Source organism: Saccharothrix sp. HUAS TT1 (assembly GCF_040744945.1).
In the GTDB taxonomy this organism is placed as follows: Bacteria; Actinomycetota; Actinomycetes; order Mycobacteriales; family Pseudonocardiaceae; genus Actinosynnema.
Genome location: NZ_CP160453.1, coordinates 1,065,945 through 1,083,224, shown reverse-complemented (window position 1 = coordinate 1,083,224; position 17,280 = coordinate 1,065,945). Strand labels below are relative to the sequence as shown.

Genomic DNA, 17,280 nt, shown 5'->3' with positions numbered 1-17,280 from the left:
ACATCGGGTGACCGATGCCTGACCGAAGATTCCACCTGACCGGGATAGCTTCACACCCGTGATCGAGCCCGCAGGCCCGCACCCGCGGTCGGTGTACCGGCGACGTCGCGCGCTGGCCGTCGCCGGATCGGTGGTCGCGCTGGTCCTGGCGGTCTGGTTGGTGGGCGCGGTGGTCGGGCGCGAACCGGAGCGCGTCGCGCAGCGGGCCGCGGCCTCCACCCCGCCGCCGCCCCCGCAGCGGCCGGTCGCGCCTCCCCCGTCCTCCTCGTCACCCGCGCCCGCTCCCGAGTCCCCGCAGCCGACGCTGCCGCCGGGACCACCGCCGCCGTGCGAGGACGCGCAGGTGGCCGTGACGGCGGAGGTGGACCAGCAGGACGGCCGGGCGCCGCGCTTCGCCGTCGTGGTCGCCAACACCGGTCCGCTGCCGTGCACCAAGGAGATCGGCCGGCGGGTCCGGGAACTGGTCGTGACCAGCGCCGACGGCGGCACGCGCCTGTGGTCCAGCAACGACTGCTTCGCCACCGAGGGCTCGGAGGTGCGGGTCATGCGACCGGGGGAGAGGTTCACCTACGACCTCCGGTGGCCCGGCAGCACCTCCGCACCCGGCTGCCGCTCGCAGACCCGGCTGGGCGGCGGCGACTACCTGCTGACGGCGGTCGTCGCGGGCCGGGCGAGCAACCCGGTCATCTTCCGCGTGACGTGAAGCAGGGGTCCCCCGGGCGGGGGACCCCTGCGAAGCGTTCGGGGGTGGGGACGGTCAGGGGGTCACGGGCCGAACCAGCGCTCCTCGGCGGTGCCGCGCGGCGCGGCGGCGGTGGTGCCGAGGACCAGTTCGGTGGCCAGGGTGACCGCGCGGGGACGGGTGCGCTCGGCCGAGTCGAGCAGCAGCTTGCCCGCGGCGCGGCCCTTCTCCAGGACCGGCTGGCGGACCGTGGTCAGGCCCGCCTGCTCGGCCTCGCGGATGCCGTCGAAACCGGTGACGGTGATGTCCGCCGGCACCCGCATGCCCCGCCGCCGGACCTCGGTGAGGGCGCCGAGGGCCAGTATGTCCGACGTGCAGATCAGCGCGGTGATCTGCGGGTCGCGCTCCAGCACCTGCGCCGCCGCCGACGCGCCGGACGCCATGGTGTGGTCGAACCGCTCGGCCACCGGCACCGTCGCCCAGTCCACGCCGACCGACGCGAACGCCTGCGCCAGCCCCGCCAACCGGGCCCGCTGCACGTGGAAGTGCGCCGCCTGCTGCCGCTCCGGCACGACGAAGTCGTCGTTGCGGTCGCGCGCCAACCGCATGCACACCACGCCGATCCGCCGGTGCCCCAGCGAGATCAGGTGCTGCGCCAGCGCGTGCATGGCCGCCTGGTCGTCGATGCCGACGCGGTCGACGTTGTCCAGGTCCGGCTGGTCGCACACGACGGTCGGCACGGGCCGCTCCAGCACGGCGGCCAGGTGCGGGTCGTCGTCGGGCACCGAGTAGACGACGAAGCCGTCCACCCCCGCCCGGTGCACGGCCGCCACGTCCTCGCGCTCCGGGTTCGCGGGCACGAGCAGCAGCCCGGTCCCGGCGTCCTCGCAGGCGAGCGCCAGGCCCTCCAGGAACCCGATCGCCGCCGGGTCGCGGAACGCGTAGGACAGGTTCTCGGTGAGCAGCAGGCCGACCGCGCCTGCCTTCCTGGTCCGAAGGGAACGGGCCACCGGGTCGGGCCCCGGGTACCCGAGTCGTCTAGCTGTCTCCAACACCCGGCGTCGCAGCTCCGGCGAGAGCTGGTCGGGACGGTTGTACGCGTTGGACACCGTTGTCCGGGAAACACCCAGCTCCGCCGCCAGTGAAGCGAGCGTCGCGGGGCGTCGCACATGCATCGACCGCGCCATGAAGTGACCGTAACGGTTCAGAACCAATTACAGAAGTGGGGGTGACGGGCGTCCCTCTAAATCTCCATCAGTGCAGCTAGAAATAGGTTACTCCGGAGTACAATGGTCTAAACCAATGCGGGCGCCGCGGACGACTCGCGGATCACCAGCCGAGGCCGGAAAACACGCGTGTAATTGCCCGCCGGACGCCTGCGCCGATCGGGGTCCAGCCGGTGCACCAACTCGTCCACGGCCGCCGCCGCCATCTCCTCGATCGGCTGCGCCAGCGTGGTCAGCGACGGCGAGCAGTACGACGCCAGCGGGATGTCGTCGAAGCCCACCACGGACAGGTCGCCCGGCACGGTCAGCCCGCGCCGGTGCGCCTCCCGCAGCACGCCGATCGCCATGTGGTCGGACGAGCAGATCACCGCCGTCGGCCGCACGGTGTCCAGCAGCGTCGCCACCGCCCCGGCCCCGCCCTCCGGCCCGAACGGCGCGTGCGCGACGAAGTCCGACGTCGCGGGCAGCCCGTCCTCCTCCAGCGCCGCCGCCCACCCGGCCCGCTTGAGCCGCGACGGCAGCGACCGCGCCGGACCCGACACGAACCCGATCCGCCGGTGCCCCAGCTCCACCAGGTGCCTGGTCGCCGCGTACCCCGCGTGCTGCTCGTCCACGGTCACGTCCGGCACGTCCAGCGACGGCGTCGCCCCGTTGAGGAACACCATGTGCACGCCGTCGGCCAGCAGCTTCGCGTAGTACGACGGCCGCGGCGCCTGGCCCAGTGGCACCTCGACGTTGGTGATCTCCGGCGACACGAACACCATGCCCTCGACGCCGCGCGCGAGGAGCATCCGCACGTACTCCTCCTCGCCCATCGCGCCCGCGCCGGTGGCCCGCGTGTTGCACAGCAGCGACGAGTAGCCCAGCCGCGCGGCCCGCACCTCCAGCGCCTCGGCGAACGCCGGGAACACCGGGTTGGACAGCTCCGGCACGAGCAGCCCGATCACCCCGGTCCGCTGGAGGGCCCCGAGCCCGCGCGGCGTGTAAGGCATTTCCGCAAGCACCGCGAGCACGCGCTGGCGCGTCTCGTCGTTCACGCCCGCCCGGCGGTTGAGCACCCGGCTGACCGTGGAGATGCTCACCCCGGCTGCCCTGGCGATCTCGGACAGACCGGACACCGTGCCTCCTCGCAGACTTGTGGGTGACGTGCAGCCTGCCGTCAGCGGCAAATTTTTGCAACGCCAACCTCGGTTTCCGCCGTGGCCGCCGGGCCGTTACGGCTTGGTTACGTCCAGCCCCTTGACCCGGCCCTGGTCGGCGGGATGAAATCCGCGTCAACAATTTCGCAAGTTCTTGCAAGAGCTCTCACCCACGGTGGGGGCGCAGGAGGGACGACAGCAACGATGCGACGTACCACCCTCGTGACCGCAGTGGCGGCAGCTTCCGCCCTCGTCCTCACCGCATGCGGTGGCGGCGACGGTGGCTCGGCGTCCGGCGACTCCGGCGAGATCACCTTCTGGGACACCAGCGGCCCGAACGAGAGCCCGGTGTTCACCGCGATCGCGCAGGACTGCGCGACCAAGGGCGGCTACAAGGTCAAGACCGAGACGGTCGCCTTCGACCAGGCCCTCAACAACTACCGCACCGCGGCCCAGGGCGGCCAGGGCCCGGACGTCTTCCGCGCCGAGGTCGCGTGGGTGTCCCAGCTGGCCAAGCTCGGCTACGTGGTCGACCTGGCGGGCACCGAGCTGGCCAACGACACGTCCGACTTCCTGGACACCCCGCTCGGCTCCACCAAGTACGACGGCAAGACCTACGGCGTGCCCCAGGTGACCGACTCGCTGGCGCTGTTCTACAACAAGAAGCTGCTGGCCGACGCGGGCGTCGAGCCGCCGAAGACGTGGGACGAGGTCAAGACCGCCGCGGCCAAGCTCGGCGGCGAGAAGACCATCTTCATCAACAACGACGCGTACTACGCGCTGCCGTTCATCTACGGCGCGGGCGGCGACCTGGTCGACGCCGACGCGAAGAAGATCGTGGTCAACTCCGCGGACAACGTGAAGGCGCTGGAGACCGCCAAGGGCCTGCTCGACGCCAAGGCCGCCAGCACCGCGCTGGACCCGGCGAACTCGTACAACAACATGCAGGCCGCGTTCACCGCGGGCGAGGTCGCCATGGTCGTCAACGGCCCGTGGTCGGTCGCCGACTACCTCAAGGGCGCCGCGTTCACCGACGCCGCCAACCTGGGCATCGCGCCCGTCCCCGGCGACACCGCCGGCAAGGGCTCCGCGCCGGTCGGCGGCCACGACTACGTGATCCGCCAGGGCACCAAGGCCAAGGACTCCTCGGTCAAGTTCATCGCCTGCATGAGCAGCGTCGAGTCGCAGGTCCGCATCGCCAAGGAGCTGGGCCTGCTGCCCACCCGCAAGTCGGCCTACGAGAACGCCGACGTCAAGGCCAACGCGGTCGTCTCGGCGTTCGAGCCGGTCGTCACCGCCGCCCACCCCCGCGCGTGGATCCCCGAGGGCGGCCAGCTGTTCGACCCGCTGAAGATCGCCTACGCCGACGTGCTGGCGGGCAAGAAGGACGCCAAGGCGGCGCTGGACGAGGTCGCCAAGGCGTACAAGGACACCGTCGTCCCCGAGTACACGGTCGGCTGACCATCCCCCTCGGCGCCCGCCCCGTTCACGGGCGGGCGCCGCGGGGCGGCGAAGGGAGACTTCGGTGCGCAGGTTCCTGGACCGGCACTGGTACGCGTACGCGATGGTGCTGCCGGTCGTGGTGGTCATCGCGGTGTTGGTGCTGTTCCCGCTCGCCCAGGGCGTGTTCTTCACCTTCACCGACATCAACGAGGGCAACATCGCCAACCCGATCCTGGACCGACCGGCGACCTACGTCTCCGTTGGCCTGGACAACTACCTGAACGTCCTGTCGGGTGACGCGAGCTACGGCGCGTTCTGGTCGACGCTGGTGCGCACGCTGATCTGGACGTTCGGCTGCGTGTTCTTCCACTACGCGATCGGCCTGGCGCTGGCGCTGCTGCTCAACCGGGAGGTGCGCGGCCGGGCGGTGTACCGGGTGCTGCTGATCCTGCCGTGGGCGGTGCCCGCGTTCATCAGCGCGTTCGCGTGGAAGTACATGTTCAACGCGCAGTACGGGATCATCAACCAGTTCCTGCGCTTCCTCGGCCTGGACGACCCGCCGGTGTGGCTCGGGCAGTCCGACTGGGCGCTGGTCGCGGTGATCATCGTCAACGTGTGGCTCGGCGTGCCGTTCATGATGGTGGCGCTGCTCGGCGGCCTCCAGTCGATCCCCGGCGACCTCTACGAGGCGGCCGAGGTCGACGGCGCGACGGCGTGGCAGCGGTTCCGCAACGTGACGCTGCCCGGCCTGCGGTCGGTGTCCAGCACGGTGGTGCTGCTGGGCATCATCTGGACGTTCAACATGTTCGCGATCATCTACCTGATCACCGGGCCGAACCCGAACACCCGCATCCTGGTGACCTACGCGTTCGAGCGGTTCTTCTCCGGCGCGTCCCGCGACTTCGCGGTGGCGTCGACCTACGGCGTGCTGATCCTGTCCGTGCTGCTCGTGTTCGCGGGCGTGTACCGGCGCGCGCTGCGCAAGCAAGGCGAGGTGTGGTGATGACGGTCGAAGCCGCTTCGTTGAAGGCGGTCCCGCAGGCCCGCGCGCGGCAGCGCTCGAAGCGGTCGCCGCTGGCCAGCGCCGGGCTGCACGGCGCGCTGGTGGTGGCGTCGCTGATCGCGGTGTTCCCGGTGTTCTGGGTGCTGGTGACGTCGTTCAAACCGGACGCCAAGGCCGTCGAGACCACGCCGCAGCTGGTCAACGACTCCAGCCTGGACAACTACGCGCGCATCCTCGGCGGCGAGAAGGGCGACTTCCTGGCGTGGTTCGGCAACTCGGTGCTGATCGCGCTGCTGACCACGGTGCTGGCGGTGTTCCTGTCCGCGACGACGGGTTACGCGGCGTCGCGGTTCCGGTTCCCGGGCAAGCGGTCGCTGATGCTGTCGTTCCTGGTCGTGCAGATGTTCCCGTTCGCGGTGCTGATCGTGCCGCTGTACAACATCCTGCTGGCGCTGGGGCTGCAGGGCACGTCGCTGGGGCTGGTGCTGGTCTACTGCACCACCGCCGTGCCGTTCTGCACGTACATGCTGAAGGGCTACTTCGACACCATCCCGAACGACATCGACGAGGCCGGGAGGGTGGACGGGCTGTCGCCGTTCGGCGTGTTCTGGCGGCTGGTGCTGCCCCTGGCCCGGCCGGGCCTGGCGGTGACCGCGTTCTACGCGTTCCTGACGGCGTGGGGCGAGGTGGCGTTCGCGTCGGCGTTCCTGTCGGCGGCGGACGAGTCGAAGACGCTGGCGGTCGGGCTGCAGGTGTTCGTGCAGCAGAACCGGACCGAGTGGGGTCACCTGGCGGCGGCGTCGATCCTGGTCGCGATCCCGGCGATCGTGGTGTTCTACCTGGTGCAGCGGTTCCTGGTGACCGGCCTGTCGTCGGGCGCCGTGAAGGGCTGAACCGGCCGGGGGCCTCCGTTCCGGCGGAGGCCCCCGCTCAGACCTCGATCACCTCGACCAACGACTCCAGGCCGACGAAGTCCTTCGCGTTGCGCGTGTAGAGCGGCAACTGGTGGCACGAGGCGGTCGCGGCGATCATCAGGTCGAACTCGCGCGATCGCGGGCTGCGACCCGCCGCGATGGTCAGTCCGACCAGGCTGCCGTACCGCGTGGCCGCCAGTCGGTCGAAGGGCAGCGGCTCGAAGTTCTCGATCGCGATGCCGAGCCGCCCGGTGCGCGCCTCCCGGGTGGCCGCGTCCTTGGCCATCGGCAGGCCCTGGTGCAGCTCCGCCAGGGTGATGACCGACAGTTCGGGGATCTCGGGGAGCAGCGCGGGGTCCAGTTTCGCGAGGTCGATGTAGACGTTGGTGTCGAGCACGCCGAACGGCCGCCGTTCAGTCACGGTCACGCCTCCACGAGCCATCGGCGTGCTGGTCGACGCCGAAGAACTCGTCCGCCTCCGCGCGCATCTCCGCGTAGTCCACCTCCGGCAGGTCCCTGACCAGTTCGACGACCTCGGCGGTGGTCAGGCGGTGCGCGGGCGCCGGCGGGCGCAGTTCGAGGACCTCCTCGCCGTCATGGGTGACCTGATACGTCTCGCCCGCCTCGACGGCTTCCAGCACCTCGGCGGGGTTGTCGTGGAACTCCTGTTGGCTGATGACCTTCACGACGGAGAGGCTAGGGAGTCGGAGAACCGCGCGCCAGGAGCAAGACCGCTGGTCAAAGCCTTGGACCGGACGCCCTGACCGGGTGGCCGCGGGCCACGTGCCGGCTCTGCCGCGCCTCGTCTGAACCGATGCGGAATTAGACCAATTCACCCGTTCCCGTAAGCGCTTGCAATGCCTAGCGTTGCGACAAAGCTTGAGCAGTGAAAGGTGCGTGGCATGGCTGAGGTCGCCTACGTCAAGGCTTCGCGGATCTTCTCCGGCAACCCGCCGGTCCGCGCGGTCGACGAGCTGTCGTTGGACGTCACCGACGGCGAGTTCCTGGTCCTGGTCGGTCCGTCCGGCTCCGGCAAGTCGACCGCGCTGCGCATGCTCGCGGGTCTGGAGGACGTGGACGAGGGCGCCATCCACATCGGCGGCAAGGACGTCACCAACGTCCCGCCGAAGGGCCGCGACATCGCCATGGTGTTCCAGTCCTACGCGCTGTACCCGCACATGACCGTCGCCGAGAACATGGGCTTCGCGCTCAAGCTGCGCGGCGTGAACAAGGCCGAGATCAAGGAGAAGGTCGCCGAGGCGGCCAAGATGCTCGACCTGACCAAGTACCTGGACCGCAAGCCGAAGGCGCTGTCCGGCGGTCAGCGCCAGCGCGTCGCGATGGGCCGCGCGATCGTCCGCGAGCCCTCCGTGTTCCTCATGGACGAGCCGCTGTCCAACCTGGACGCGAAGCTGCGCGTGGAGACCCGCGCGAACATCGCCGCCCTCCAGGCGCGGCTGGGCACCACCACGATCTACGTCACGCACGACCAGGTCGAGGCCATGACCATGGGCCACCGGGTCGCCGTGCTCAAGGACGGCCTGCTCCAGCAGTGCGACACCCCGCGCGCGCTGTACGACAAGCCGGCCAACGCGTTCGTCGCCGGGTTCATGGGCTCGCCCGCGATGAACCTCAAGACCGTGCCGCTGACGTCGGAGGGCGCGAAGCTCGACGGCATCGTGGTGCCGCTGGAGCGCCGCGCGCTGGACAAGGCGGCCGCCGAGGGCCTGTCCGAGGTCACGTTCGGCATCCGGCCCGAGTCGCTGGCGCTGGTCAGCTCCTCCGAGCAGGGCATGGACATGACCGTCGAGCTGGTCGAGGAGCTGGGCGCGGACGCGCTCATGCACGGCTCGGTCCGCATCGGCGACGTGCCCGAGCGGTTCGTGGTCCGCGTCGACGGCCGCACGCCGCCCACCCTGGGCCAGACGGTCAAGGTCGCGGTGCGCGACGCCGGCGAGGTCCACCTGTTCCACCCGGAGTCGGGCCACCGCCTGACCGACTGACGTCCCCACGCCTGAGGGGCCACCTCCCGTTCCGGCGGGGGTGGCCCCTTTCGTGTGCCGAAACACCCTGGTCGGTGGACGGTTCGGTAGCGGAGCGTTCTAAACTGAACTCGACAACGGTTTCCATTCCCTAGTGACCCACCTGTCGAGGAGTTCCTGATGACCGTCCGCAACGCGATGCTCAGCGCGGTGGCCGCCGCGACCGCCGTCGCCCTGACCGCCTGCGGCGCGCAGGACACCCCCGCCGCGACCGACGACGGCAAGATCAAGGTCGTCGCCTCGACCAACGTGTGGGGCAGCGTGGTCCAGGCCGTCGGCGGCGACGCCGTCCAGGTGACGTCGATCATCGACGACCCGTCCGGCGACCCGCACTCCTACGAGAGCACCCCCTCCGACCTGGCCACCGTGCGCGACGCCAAGCTCGTGATCTTCAACGGCGGCGGCTACGACGACTTCTTCGCCACCCTGCTCGGCCCCGAGACCGAGGGCGCCAAGAAGATCGAGGCGTTCCCCGTCTCCGGCAAGGCGAGCGGGCACGAGGAGCCGGAGGGCGAGGAGGCCCACGCCGAGCCGGAGGGCGAGGAGGGCCACGACCACGCCGTCAACGAGCACGTCTGGTACGACTTCGAGACCGTCCGCAAGGTCGCCGACCAGGCCGCCGCCGACCTCGGCGCGATCGCGCCGGACAAGAAGGCGACCTTCGAGGCCAACGCCGACGGCTTCACCGCCGAGCTGACCGCGCTGGAGCAGCGCGTCGAGGGCAAGGGCGCGGGCAAGAAGGTGATCGCGACCGAGCCGGTGGCCCACTACCTGCTCGACACCGCGGGCGTCGAGGACGTCACCCCCGAGTCGTTCGCCGACGCCGTCGAGAACGAGACCGACATCCCCGTCGCCGCCATCGCCGAGGTCACCCGGCTGATCGAGCAGAAGCAGGTCACCGCGCTGGTCAACAACGCGCAGACCGAGAACGCGGGCACCACCCAGGTCGTCGACCTGGCCAAGGGCTCCGGCCTGCCGGTCGCCGAGGTGACCGAGACGCTGCCCGAGGGCGTCACCGGTTACCTTGACTGGATGACGAAGCAGGTGGACTCGCTGGTGGGGGCGCTCGACGCATGACAGCTCAGGTGACGGACAGGTCGACGCGCGCCGCGGTCGCGTTGCGCGGCGCGCGCCTGTCCTACGGCGACCGGGTGCTGTGGGACGGGCTGGACCTCGACGTCGCCCCCGGCGAGTTCGTGGCCGTGCTCGGGCCCAACGGCTCGGGCAAGACCAGCCTCATCCGCGTGCTGCTCGGCCTGCAGCCGCTGTCCGCGGGCACCGTGCGGGTGTCCGGCGGCAACCGGCGCATCGGCTACGTCCCGCAGCAGCGGGCGCTCGACCCCAGCCTGGTGCTGCGCGGCCGCGACCTGGTCGGCTTCGGCCTGGACGGGCACCGCTGGGGCGTCGGTTGGCGCGGCAGGCGCGAGCGCCGGGTCCGGGTGGACGCGGCGCTGGAGTCGGTCGGGGCGACGCGGTACGCCGACGAGCCGGTCGGCCTGCTCTCCGGCGGCGAGCAGCAGCGGCTGCGGGTGGCGCAGGCGCTGGTCGGCGACCCCGAGGTGCTGCTGTGCGACGAGCCGCTGCTCTCGCTCGACCTCGCGCACCAGCGGGTGGTCAGCGACCTGATCGACGCGCGCCGCCGCGGCGCGGGCACCGCCGTGCTGTTCGTGACCCACGAGATCAACCCGATCCTGCCGCTGGTCGACCGGGTGCTGTACCTGGTCGACGGCCGGTTCCGGATCGGCACGCCCGCCGAGGTGATGACCTCGCGGACGTTGAGCGAGCTGTACCGCACGAACGTCGAGGTGGTCCGGGTCCGCGACCAGATCCACGTGGTCGGCGCGCAGCACCTGTGCGAGGACGAGCCGCACCACCTGGCGGATGAGGGTTGATGGAAGACTTCTTCGACGTCGGGCTGACGCTCGACCTGCTCGGCTACGTCCAGCCGATGCTGATCGCGGGCGCCGTGCTCGGCCTGGTCGCCGGGCTGCTCGGCCCGCTCGTGGTGACCCGCAAGATGGCGTTCGCCGTGCACGGCACGAGCGAGCTGGCGTTCACCGGCGGCGCGGCGGCCCTGCTGATCGGGGTCGGCGTCGGGTACGGCGCGCTGGCGGGGTCCGTCCTCGCCGCCCTGCTGCTGGGCCTGCTCAGCAGGCGCGACTCGGACCGCGACTCGGTGATCGGCGCGATCCTCGCCTTCGGCCTCGGCCTCGGCGTGCTGTTCCTGGCCCTCTACAAGGGCCGCTCGGCGAACAAGTTCGGCCTGCTGACCGGTCAGGTGGTCAGCGTCGGCTCGACCGACCTGTGGCTGCTCATCGGCGCGTCGGTCGCGGTGCTGGTGGTGCTGGCGCTCATCTACCGGCCGCTGCACTTCGCCAGCGTGGACGCCGCCGTGGCGACGGCCCGCGGCGTGCCGGTGCGCACGCTGTCCGTGGTGTTCGCGGTCCTGGTCGGCGTGGCGACGGCGCTGAGCGTGCAGCTGGTGGGCGCGCTGCTGGTGCTGTCGCTGATGATCACGCCCGCGGCGGCGGCGACCAGGGTCACCGCCAGCCCGTTGAAGGCCACCGTGCTGGCCGTGGTGTTCGCCGAGGTGTCCGTGCTGGGCGGGATGGTGCTGTCGCTCGCGCCGGGGATGCCGGTCAGCGCGTTCGTCACCGCGGTGTCGTTCCTGATCTACCTAGTCTGCCGGCTGGCGAGCGGTAAGCGGGAAAGAGTGCACTGACACGTTTGGGGCCGGTCGGAAGTGGGTACGCCCGACTGTGAGGGGGCACCGGGAGGTCCGCCGCGGCGGGCCGTGCGGAAGACGGGTGCCATGCGGACCACGACGTGCACGCTCGCGGACCACCGCTCCGGCGGTGGCAGGCCGAGCCGTGCCGCCTGCCGCAGGCCCAGGTCCGCGCGTGGCCGCCGTGCAGCCCCAGGCGCTTTACGCGGTGCGGGTGACTTCGGGGGCTTCCTGCTCGGCGGCGCCGTCCACCGCCTGGTCCACCCGCGGCGCGGGCAGCAGCCGGATCTCGCCGGCGGCGACGCGCACCTGGTTGCGGCCGTTCTCCTTGGCCGCGTAGAGCGCCGCGTCCGCGCAGTGCTGCGCGTCGGTCAGGCACTCGCCGTTGTCCGGCAGCACGGCGACGCCGATGGACGCCGAGATGGCGCGCACCTCCGGGCCGTCCGGCGTCAGCGGCAGGTTCCGGCCCCGCAGGGTCACCGTGTTGCGGTGCTTGTCGGTGGTCACCACGGACATCTGGCCGATCGCCTCGCGCACCCGTTCGGCGATGGCCGTGCCCTGCGCCAGCCCCGTGTCGGCGAGCACCACGACGAACTCCTCGCCGCCGTCGCGCCCGGCCACGTCGCCCGGCCGCAGCTTCTCCCGCAGGATCCGGCCCACCTCGGCCAGCACGGCGTTGCCCGCCGGGTGGCCCCAGGTGTCGTTGATCCGCTTGAAGTGGTCCAGGTCGATGGCCAGCACGGTCACCGGCTGCCCGTCGTGGCGGCAGCGGTCGGTGAGCCTGCCCGCGTACTCGGCCAGGCCGTTGGTGTTGAGCAGCCCGGTCCGGTAGTCGGTGTGCGCGTCCTCGGCCAGCCGCGCCTGCAGCTGCTCCTGCTCGCGCAGCAGCCGTTCGAGGTGCGCCCGCCGCTGCGCCGCGTGGTACAGCAGGGCGTTGACCAGGATCACCGGGAACACCAGCAGCAGCGGGCCCACCCAGTGCGTGGTCATCAGCATGCCGAGCATGGCGCCCGCGCCGAGCGTGCTCAGCTCCAGCATGTTGTCCGCCCGCGAGCCCAGGAACTCCTGGATGCGGGTGTGCGGGGTGACGATCTTCAACGCGATGGCGATGTTCATGCCCTGCGCGCCCCAGTTCACCAGGGCGGCCGCGATGAGCACGAGCACCAGGCCCAGGTCGGTCGGGATGACGCCGGTGGCCAGCAGCGACAGCCCGGACAGGTGCACCACGGCCCAGGCCAGCATGGTGCCGCCGAGGATGCTCGCCGAGCTGAACACGAACCGGTACGGCTGCCGGCGCGCGATCGGCTGGATCAGGATGCGCATCCACACCGTGACGAGCACGGCCAGCGCGCCCGGGAGCGCGATGGCGGCGGCGAACGTCCACACCGACGTCAGGTCGATGTGCGGTCCCGCGGACTCGTTGCGCCGGGATTCCTCCGCGCGGCGCACGATCATCAGGTGAACGGTGAGGGCGAACATGACCGCGCCGAACCGCAGCCAATCCGCGTCCGAGACCGCTCCCAGACCGGTGAGCAGCCAAATGGCGGCAGCCGCTACGGCCGATTCGATGAGGAAGAAGTACACCAGCGCGGCCGGTGGCAACGTCCACACGTCCCAGTTGCGAATCGAGGGCCGGCCGACTGCCACAGAAGCCTTCTGGTCAGTCAAACTGTTCTTCACCACGACCCCCTACCCTCTGCCCGGCGCCGCGTGGCGAACGCCGTTCGCAGCGGCACGTCCGTGCCCGAGACGCGCATCGAGGAGGTGTTCGCCATGCGCAACCGCGACATGTGAGCCCTCCCTCCACCCCGGACCGAATGTTCACCGTACGTGCCCGCGGGCTAGCGGGCCGCAGCCGAGGGGTCCTTCATGTTTGACAATCGCGATATGTGATGAGTCCGTTTCAGATCGCCACCGCCTTCGGATCGTTCCGGGTGCGGGCCCGTCGCCAGGCTACGGTCGCCTGCGTGGCGAGCAACAGCCCGATGCCGCCTGCACCCGCGATCGTCGCCGTCACCGAGCCGATCGAGTGCGCCACGACGCCGGCGAGCGCCATGCCGCCGCCCTGCGACGAGCGCAGCGCGGCACGGCCGATGCCGTACGCCCGACCGCGGTAGGCGTCGGGCAGGATGCGCATCCACGCCGAGCGTGCCGGCGTGTGGTAGGCGCCGGCCATACCGGCGATGACCAGCAGGACGATGGTCCAGGTCAGGTTCGGGTCGAGCGCGAACATGACCAGCGGGGCCAAGGACAGTATGGCGAGCGGACCGATCAGGCGCTCGCGTTTCGCGGGATCGCGCACCAGCCTGAACAGGACGGCCACGCCCAGGACGTTGGCGGCGGGTTCGATGGCCAGGATCAGGCCGACGGACCACACCGCGTCCAGGCTCGCCGCCAGGGGCACCGCGAGTCCTTCCGGGACCATGGCCAGGCCCGCCAGCAGGCGCATGCCCATCAGGCTGCGCAACCGGGGTTCGGTGACCAGCAGCCTGAAAGCGCCCTTGGGGCCTTCGGGATCCCGCTTGGCCCCGCGCGGGTCGGCGGCGGGCCGGTGCTTGACCGACAGCTGCACCAGGATCGCCACCCACACGAACGTGGCGGCGTCGACGGCCAGGGCGACGTTCGCGCCCGCGCCGGTCACCAGGAAGCCCGCTGCGGCCAGGCCGGCCATCTGGGCGACGTCGACCGACGTGCCGAACAGGGCCACGCCGTCGTCGTAGCGCTTCTCGGGCAGCACGTGCGGCAGGCTCGCCTCCTGGGCGGCCAGGAACGGCGACGAGATCATCAGCACCAGGACGAGCAGCACGATCATCAGCCACAGCGGCGCGCCGGGCAGCGCCATCAGGCCGACCAGGGCGGCCTGCAGCCACGCGCACCACACCATCACCGTGCGACGGGGGAACCGGTCCGCGAGCCAGCCCAGCAGCGGGCCGGAGACCAGCGGCGGGAACAGCGTCAACGACCACGTCAGCGCGGTCCAGGCAGGCGATTGGGTGCGCTCGAACACCAATAGCGACAGCGCGACCGCCGCCAGCTGGTCGCCGACGGTGGACACCGTCGAGCCGATCCACATGCCGCGGAACTCGCGGTTGCCCACGAGCGCGCGGACGGTCCCCCCGGAAGTCACGAGTGCCCCAGGTCGGTCGGCCCCGATGAGTGAGTCACGTTACCCCCACCCGAAGTAACAATTCCCTCGGTTAGCACGGTAGAAGCTGCCGGATGTGCGATCTCTGTCCTACCACACTGTGTACCCGAACGGAGCAGGTCGGTTACATAAAGTAGTTACAGAGGCGAAAAATCAACCACTTATTCTTGACAGTTGACGGTAGGTGACCCGCCGTGAGCAATCCTCGCCTACCCTACGTCGACCAGGGCCGCCATTGGGAACGGGGCCGCTGGGCCGACCGGGTCAGCGCGTTCCTGCCGCCGCCGACGGGTGCGCCGCCCGTTCGTGCGTCAATTGTTGAACAACGGCCGCGAGTCGATCTTCAGAACTGGTAGTACAGGAACGGGCTGAAGGTGCCACTGGCCACCAGGACGGCCGCGTAGCCGACGCCGACCGTCATCAGCGAGACCCGTGCGACGGTGGCGATCCGGTCCCGGGAAGACTCCAGGTAAGGACCGCTCACCGGGTGGTCCGGCATTGCGACAATTGCCAGAGCCAGCACCAGCAGAACAATGCGCTGATTGGTCGCCGCGGCCGCGACGGCGTCGGTCAACCCACCGAAATCCGGCAACAACATGTGACCGATGATTGTGAATGCCACGCCGAGGTCGGGGGACCGGAAGAACACCCAGCCGATAACCACGAGCAGCATGGTGCCGACCCGCCGGGCAATTCGGGCGCGGGTGTCGACCGGGGCCGAATCCCAGCCGAATCGGCGTTCCAGGACGAGCAGGCCGCCGTGGAAGGCGCCCCAGACGAGGAACGTCCAGTTGGCCCCGTGCCAGAAACCGGTGAGGATGAAAACGATCGACAGGTTCCGGTAAGTCTGCGACACCCCGCCCCGGTTGCCGCCCAGCGGGATGTAGACGTAGTCGCGGAACCAGCGCGACAGCGACATGTGCCAGCGCCGCCAGAACTCGGTGACGGTGACCGAGGAGTAGGGCCGGGCGAAGTTCTCCGGCAGCCGGAAGCCGAGCATCCGGCCCAGGCCGATGGCCATGTCGGAGTAGCCGGAGAAGTCGAAGTACAGCTGGAGCGCGTAGCCGATCGCGCCCAGCCAGGCGATCGACCAGGTCATCTGGTCGGCCGGGGTGGCGAAGCAGGCGTCGACCACCGGCGCCAGCGAGTCGGCGATGATCACCTTCTTGCACAGGCCGAGGGCGAACCGGGGGAAGCCCGCCGCCACGTCGTCCCAGCGGTGCAGGCGCTCCTGCGGCAGCTGGTCGGCGATCTCCCGGAAGCGCACGATCGGGCCGGCGACGAGCTGCGGGAACATCGCGATGTAGGTGACGAACGCGACCGGCTCGCGCAGCGCCGGCCGTTCGCCGCGGTACACGTCGACCACGTAGGAGATGTGGTGGAACGTGTAGAACGAGATGCCGATGGGCAGCGCCAGCTCCACCACCGGCAGGTCCGCGCCGACGAGCGCGGCGACGTCGTGCAGCTGCTGCGTCGCGAACCCGGCGTACTTCCAGACCAGCAGGACGCCCAGGTTGACCGCGATCGCGCCGACCAGCACCAGCCTGCGGTCGCCCGGCGTGCCCGGCTCCAGCCGCCGCCCGGCCAGGTAGTTGACCAGCATGCAGCCGACCAGCAGCAACGTCGTCCCGCCCGCGCCGGAGACGTAGAACAGCAGGCTCGCCACGGCGACCACGCCGTTGCGCCAGCTCCTGGGCGTGCCGAGGACCGCCGCGAGCACGAGCGGCAGGAAGAACCACAGGAACAACGGGCTGGCGAAGGACATCGCCGCAGACCTTATCGGCCGCTCACGCGCCGGGGAGCCGATCGCCCCACAATCCGCCCCACCTCACACCACCCCGAGAGTCCAACGCTCAGACCGCGAGAGTCCAACGCTCACGGGCGGTGAATTCAACGTTCGCGCGGGCGGCTCCCGGAGCTGAGCGTTGAACTCACGTTGCCTGAGCGTTGGACTCTCGGGCGCTGGAGGTTGGACTCTCGCGGGTGCGAGGGTCAGGGGCGGGCGTCGAGGCGGCGGCGGCGGGCCACTTCGGCCAGGACGACGCCGGCGGCGACGGAGGCGTTCAGCGACTCCACGCCGGCGGACATCGGGATGGACACCGTCTGGTCGCACGTCTCCTTGACCAGGCGCGACAGGCCGCGGCCCTCGGAGCCGACGACGACCACCAGCGGGCCGGTGGCCAGGTCGAGGCCGTCCACGTCCACGTCGCCGTCCGCGTCCAGGCCGATGATCATCAGCCCGGTCTCGGCCCACTCCTTGAGCTGCCTGGTCAGGTTCGTCGCCACGGCGATCGGCATCCGCGCCGCCGTGCCCGCGCTGGTCCGCCACGCCACCGCCGTGATCCCCGCCGAACGGCGCTGCGGCAGCACGATCCCGTGCGCGCCGAACGCCGCCGCCGAGCGCACCACCGCACCCAGGTTGCGCGGGTCGGTCACCCCGTCCAGCGCCACCAGCAACGGCTGCGTGCCGGACTGGTTCGCGATCTTGAGCAGGTCGCGCGGCTCGGCGTACTCGTACGGCGGCACCTGGAGCCCGAGCCCCTGGTGCATCGCGCCACCGGTGATCCGGTCCAGCTCGCCGCGCTGCACCTCCAGCACCGAGATGCCGCGGGTGGCCGCCAGCTGCACCGCCTCGGCGACCCGGTCGTCGGCGTCGATGCCCAGCGCCACGTACAGCGCCGTCGCCGGGATGCCCGCCCGCAGGCACTCGACCACCGGGTTGCGCCCGGCCACGGTCTCCGGCCCGTTCTCCGCGGCCTTGCGCCGCTGCGAGCGGACCTGCTCGGCCTTCGCCGCCGCGTTGGCCCGCTTGAACGCGGGGTGGTTCGGTCGCTCGGTCGCCTTCGGCGTCGGGCCCTTGCCCTGCAGGCCCTTCGACTTCTGCCCGCCGGAACCGACGACCGCGCCCTTCTTGGAGCCCGGGTTGCGCATCGCGCCCCGGCGCTTGGAATTACCAGCCAC

Annotated in this window: 16 protein-coding genes; 8 read left to right on the top strand and 8 right to left on the bottom strand. The window is 70.8% G+C overall.

All coding sequences use genetic code 11. The features are described 5' to 3' along the window. Window positions 1-58 precede the first annotated feature (58 nt). Window positions 59-703, top strand: a complete 645-nt coding sequence (locus AB0F89_RS05270) for a hypothetical protein (protein ID WP_367133112.1) — start codon at window positions 59-61, stop codon at window positions 701-703. A gap of 62 nt (window positions 704-765) precedes the next feature. Here AB0F89_RS05270 and AB0F89_RS05265 read toward each other — a convergent pair whose 3' ends face one another. Further along, complete coding sequence (locus AB0F89_RS05265) at window positions 766-1,869, bottom strand: LacI family DNA-binding transcriptional regulator (protein ID WP_367133110.1); 1,104 nt, start codon at window positions 1,867-1,869, stop codon at window positions 766-768. A gap of 107 nt (window positions 1,870-1,976) precedes the next feature. Beyond that, complete coding sequence (locus tag AB0F89_RS05260; RefSeq protein WP_367133108.1) at window positions 1,977-3,026, bottom strand: LacI family DNA-binding transcriptional regulator; 1,050 nt, start codon at window positions 3,024-3,026, stop codon at window positions 1,977-1,979. Between the two features lie 225 nt (window positions 3,027-3,251). On the opposite strand from AB0F89_RS05260, the gene AB0F89_RS05255 reads away from it, so the two are divergent. The 3 genes from AB0F89_RS05255 to AB0F89_RS05245 all read left to right on the top strand — a co-directional run bounded on the left by AB0F89_RS05255 (window position 3,252) and on the right by AB0F89_RS05245 (window position 6,386). Further along, window positions 3,252-4,508 (top strand): extracellular solute-binding protein, encoded by a 1,257-nt coding sequence (locus AB0F89_RS05255; protein ID WP_367133106.1) that lies wholly within the window; start codon window positions 3,252-3,254, stop codon window positions 4,506-4,508. A 103-nt stretch (window positions 4,509-4,611) separates the two neighbouring features. Continuing rightward, window positions 4,612-5,493 (top strand): carbohydrate ABC transporter permease, encoded by an 882-nt coding sequence (locus AB0F89_RS05250; RefSeq protein ID WP_367138715.1) that lies wholly within the window; start codon window positions 4,612-4,614, stop codon window positions 5,491-5,493. Next, on the top strand, window positions 5,493-6,386 hold the full coding sequence (locus AB0F89_RS05245; protein WP_367133104.1) for a sugar ABC transporter permease: 894 nt from the start codon (window positions 5,493-5,495) through the stop codon (window positions 6,384-6,386). The genes AB0F89_RS05250 and AB0F89_RS05245 overlap by 1 nt, the downstream gene beginning before the upstream one ends. Before the next feature lie 37 nt (window positions 6,387-6,423). Here AB0F89_RS05245 and AB0F89_RS05240 read toward each other — a convergent pair whose 3' ends face one another. After that, window positions 6,424-6,828, bottom strand: coding sequence for a type II toxin-antitoxin system VapC family toxin (locus AB0F89_RS05240; protein WP_367133102.1), 405 nt, complete (start codon window positions 6,826-6,828; stop codon window positions 6,424-6,426). Further along, window positions 6,821-7,093 (bottom strand): type II toxin-antitoxin system Phd/YefM family antitoxin, encoded by a 273-nt coding sequence (locus AB0F89_RS05235; RefSeq protein WP_367133100.1) that lies wholly within the window; start codon window positions 7,091-7,093, stop codon window positions 6,821-6,823. The genes AB0F89_RS05240 and AB0F89_RS05235 overlap by 8 nt, the downstream gene beginning before the upstream one ends. Window positions 7,094-7,309: 216 nt before the next feature. Between AB0F89_RS05235 and AB0F89_RS05230 the strand changes: the two genes are divergently transcribed. The 4 genes from AB0F89_RS05230 to AB0F89_RS05215 all read left to right on the top strand — a co-directional run bounded on the left by AB0F89_RS05230 (window position 7,310) and on the right by AB0F89_RS05215 (window position 11,171). Next, window positions 7,310-8,410, top strand: coding sequence for an ABC transporter ATP-binding protein (locus tag AB0F89_RS05230; protein WP_367133098.1), 1,101 nt, complete (start codon window positions 7,310-7,312; stop codon window positions 8,408-8,410). A 159-nt stretch (window positions 8,411-8,569) separates the two neighbouring features. After that, window positions 8,570-9,526 carry a zinc ABC transporter substrate-binding protein gene (locus tag AB0F89_RS05225; RefSeq protein WP_367133095.1) on the top strand — a complete coding sequence of 319 codons (957 nt, stop codon included), beginning with the start codon at window positions 8,570-8,572 and terminating at the stop codon, window positions 9,524-9,526. After that, complete coding sequence (locus tag AB0F89_RS05220) at window positions 9,523-10,341, top strand: metal ABC transporter ATP-binding protein (RefSeq protein WP_367133093.1); 819 nt, start codon at window positions 9,523-9,525, stop codon at window positions 10,339-10,341. Before AB0F89_RS05225 ends, AB0F89_RS05220 begins: the two co-directional genes overlap by 4 nt. After that, on the top strand, window positions 10,341-11,171 hold the full coding sequence (locus tag AB0F89_RS05215) for a metal ABC transporter permease (RefSeq protein WP_367133091.1): 831 nt from the start codon (window positions 10,341-10,343) through the stop codon (window positions 11,169-11,171). The genes AB0F89_RS05220 and AB0F89_RS05215 overlap by 1 nt, the downstream gene beginning before the upstream one ends. 204 nt (window positions 11,172-11,375) lie before the next feature. On the opposite strand, the gene AB0F89_RS05210 is transcribed toward AB0F89_RS05215, so the two are convergent. The 4 genes from AB0F89_RS05210 to rlmB form a co-directional block, all read right to left on the bottom strand. Further along, complete coding sequence (locus AB0F89_RS05210) at window positions 11,376-12,821, bottom strand: GGDEF domain-containing protein (protein ID WP_367133089.1); 1,446 nt, start codon at window positions 12,819-12,821, stop codon at window positions 11,376-11,378. A 256-nt stretch (window positions 12,822-13,077) separates the two neighbouring features. Further along, the gene (locus tag AB0F89_RS05205) at window positions 13,078-14,301 is read right to left on the bottom strand and encodes an MFS transporter (RefSeq protein WP_367133086.1); all 1,224 of its coding nucleotides are present in this window, start codon (window positions 14,299-14,301) and stop codon (window positions 13,078-13,080) included. A 361-nt stretch (window positions 14,302-14,662) separates the two neighbouring features. Further along, a complete protein-coding gene (locus AB0F89_RS05200; RefSeq protein WP_367133084.1) occupies window positions 14,663-16,084 on the bottom strand; it encodes an MBOAT family protein in 1,422 nt (473 codons plus the stop codon). 227 nt (window positions 16,085-16,311) lie between these two features. After that, window positions 16,312-17,280, bottom strand: coding sequence for a 23S rRNA (guanosine(2251)-2'-O)-methyltransferase RlmB (gene rlmB / locus AB0F89_RS05195; RefSeq protein ID WP_367133082.1), 969 nt, complete (start codon window positions 17,278-17,280; stop codon window positions 16,312-16,314).